Below are 2912 nucleotides of genomic sequence, written 5' to 3' on the forward strand. Positions count from 1 at the left end.
GTGCTGGAAGTGGCGGGTGCTGGAAGTGGCGGCGGTCGGCGTGCCGGATGAAAAGTCCGGCGAGATCGTCAAGGTGGTCATCGTCAAGAAGGACCCCAACCTGACCGCCGAAATGGTCAAGGAACACGCCCGCGCCAACCTGACCGGCTACAAGCACCCGCGCATCGTCGAGTTCCGCAAGGAGCTGCCGAAGACCAACGTCGGAAAGATCCTGCGACGCGAGCTGCGCGATACGCCTGCCGCGTAAACGTCCGCTTCAGTGAACCCCAGCACGCCCGCCTAGCGGGCGTTCTGCTTTCCAGCCGTAGTGACACGCCATGCGTGTCAGCAACCGCCGACCAACCACCGTCACCCCTTAAAACTTAGAGGTCGCACGCGCCCCAATAGCGAGCGCAATAAACAGGCGGCACACAATTCGCACACAGTCCATCAGCAAGGCGCGCACATGCTCGCCTGACGCGCGCCACTTTGGCGTAGCCGAAGAGCCCGGCGAAGCGCCCGTGCAGTGCCGTCGGAAGACTCGGCAAGCTGCTGCATCCGGTAAGGCCCTCGTTGCTCGTCTGCCGCAGAAACTTGGTAGTGGCTGATCAGTTTTGTGATGGCCGCAATGTCTGGACAGGCCAGAGTTTTATAGACAGTCAGGACGTGGGCGGTCTCAAGAAGCAAGCGCAACACGTGATCTGAATTCGGCGATCTCTTTGTCCATCACTTCGGCTGGCGTCTTCCAGCCCAGCGTCTGACGTGGTCGTGTGTTCATGAGCATCGCAACATGGTTGAGATATTCCTGGCTCGCGCTCGACAGATCAATGCCCTTGGGCAGGAACTGGCGAAGCAATCCGTTGGTGTTTTCGTTGCTGCCGCGCTGCCATGGCGCGTGTGGATCAGCAAACCACACGTCGATATCCAGACGGTCCATCAACTATGGGTAGCACGTCAGCTCCGTGCCTCGATCGTAAGTCAAACTCGTTCGCATGGATTCGGGCAGCTTCTTTAGTTGGCGACTGAAGCCTTCCAGTGCCGCTTCAGCTGTGCCTCCGTCCATCTTGCAGAGGATCACAAAACGCGTCGTTCGTTCGACCAGTGTCCCTACGCAGGAGCGATTGGAAGCCCCCTTGATCAAGTCGCCTTCCCAGTGGCCCGGAAGCAATCGTTGCTGCCGGTACCCCCCTCCTTCCGTAGACGATCCATCTTTAGCATAAGCTTGACTTCTTTCAATCCCGAAAATACCGGCTTTCCTGTTGCAGGCAAGCCTTTTAGGCATATTGATTGATCGTCTGCCCATGCGGCATCAGCCAAGCCAATTACAGCTATGGATAAAGCATATTTGTAATCGATATTCCAGTTAGCTTTCCGCCTAGTGGACGACAAGTACTGCATTGGCGGCCCAGGTGTTTTGAAGAACAAACTAGATCAKATCTAGAGCATGACGCAGCAAGGAGCCCCGCGCCCGCTGTTGGAGTGCAGAACTCAGTCACCGTTTAGTAGCGGTGGAGAGACAATCTGATTCAAAACTGATAGCGAGCACGTGCGCCAATGGCGAGCGCAATGAACGGACCCAAAGCTATTCTTGCACAATCCATAAGGAGGGCACGAAAATTTCGCCCCGCCGCCCGCGAGACGCGAGAATAGCCAAAAAATCCAGCGAATCTGCCACGAATCGCAGCCTTGAAAAAATAGAGCCTTGCCTTCTCGGACCCAACTGATTCACATTCTTCGAAGTAATGTCCGTAGCCCAATAGTGTTTCAGGACTGATCTCGAATGATGCCGACTCGTTCAGGAATCGAAATGCCTCGTCGCAATGTTTCCGCCTAAGCGAGACACGAGCGAGGCTCAAAAAGGCTACAGCGCCCGGAGCAATCAAAGAGGCCCTTCGGTAGCTATCCATAGATCTATCAAGATCAACTGGGACGCCATCACCACCGTCTTCATAGATCATCCCCCTGCACATATAGCCATCGATACGGCTCGTTTCCTCATTCGACGCGACGAGCGAATCCGCAAGCGCCAAGGCTTTGCTTGCCTCGCCCTTGTCAAGCAGTCGAACTGCCGCTCTAAAATCGGAACTCACCCTGCTCATGGGTTTGGGAACTCCCTAGTCGTTGCCTTTGCCCAACGTACGGCACCATCCTTCTTTCTCAGCTCTTTCTCGTTGCTGGATACGTTGAAGACTGGGTCTACCCCCGTTGCGAATACCGGTACCGACGCACACATAGTGCAACGTCTCCCGACCCGTTTCTGACTTGAATACCGCCCCTCCCACCCCCCCCCCAATAATTACACCTTCCGTCACCACGGGCGCAGTACTCCCGGAGAGCGCTATTGCCGACGGAGTGGCGGTGACCGTTAGCGCAGGGAGCGTTACCGTCCGCGTCAACTCCCCAGATCGTATCGCCTGGGCGGTGGAAGTGTCGCGTCGAAGGGCATTTACGGTCGTCAAGCTGAAGAAGCTTGGCTGCGGACCAGGCACCGATCTCGGAGCGGTTACAGTGACCGTTGGCAGTGGTGTCGGAGGTGCCGGTAGGGGACGTGGATCAACTGGCATGTCCCGTCTAGCCAGGCCCATCCTCCGCTGGAGTGGACGTAACCGCGCCGTATGGCTAGTAGACTATCCTCTCAATCACGGCTCCATTGGCATCCGTGATCGCCACCGGTGACCCAAGCGCATCGGGCGACCCGCTTCACCGCCATCACCGGCGTCAACACTCTGTTCAACGGCCGGCTCAATACGCCCGGCTTCGATGAGATCGACTTCTCGTCGCTGAAGGTCACCCTGGGCGGCGGCATGGCCGTGCAGCGCGCCGTGGCTGAACGCTGGAAGAAGGTGACCGGGGTAACCCTGGTGGAGGCCTACGGCCTGACCGAGACCTCGCCGGCCGCCTGCATCAATCCACTGGACCTGGCCGAGTACAAC

At 57.5% G+C, this 2912-nt stretch carries 2 protein-coding genes and 2 pseudogenes; 2 read left to right on the forward strand and 2 right to left on the reverse strand.

Features of this window, described 5'->3' with window-relative positions; translation table 11 throughout:
* Positions 1–247 (forward strand): AMP-binding enzyme (locus AC1DQP_RS18950; protein WP_478052250.1); only part of this gene is annotated, 247 nt, incomplete at its 5' end.
* A gap of 408 nt (positions 248–655) precedes the next feature.
* On the opposite strand, the pseudogene AC1DQP_RS18955 reads toward AC1DQP_RS18950, so the two are convergent.
* A pseudogene (locus AC1DQP_RS18955) lies at positions 656–1153 on the reverse strand (IS30 family transposase); the annotation flags it as partial.
* Between the two features lie 352 nt (positions 1154–1505).
* Positions 1506–2078: a tetratricopeptide repeat protein gene (locus tag AC1DQP_RS18960; RefSeq protein ID WP_478052251.1), complete on the reverse strand. Its 573-nt coding sequence runs from the start codon at positions 2076–2078 to the stop codon at positions 1506–1508.
* Positions 2079–2669: 591 nt separating this feature from the next.
* Here AC1DQP_RS18960 and AC1DQP_RS18965 point away from each other — a divergent pair.
* Positions 2670–2912, forward strand: a pseudogene (locus AC1DQP_RS18965) (AMP-binding protein); the annotation flags it as partial.

It is taken from the genome of Stenotrophomonas sp. P5_A8, assembly GCF_056400545.1.

Bases quoted from the DNA above. Each gene is read 5' to 3' on its own strand.
- AC1DQP_RS18960 (WP_478052251.1), bottom strand. From the start codon at position 2,078: ATGAGCAGGGTGAGTTCCGATTTTAGAGCGGCAGTTCGACTGCTTGAC.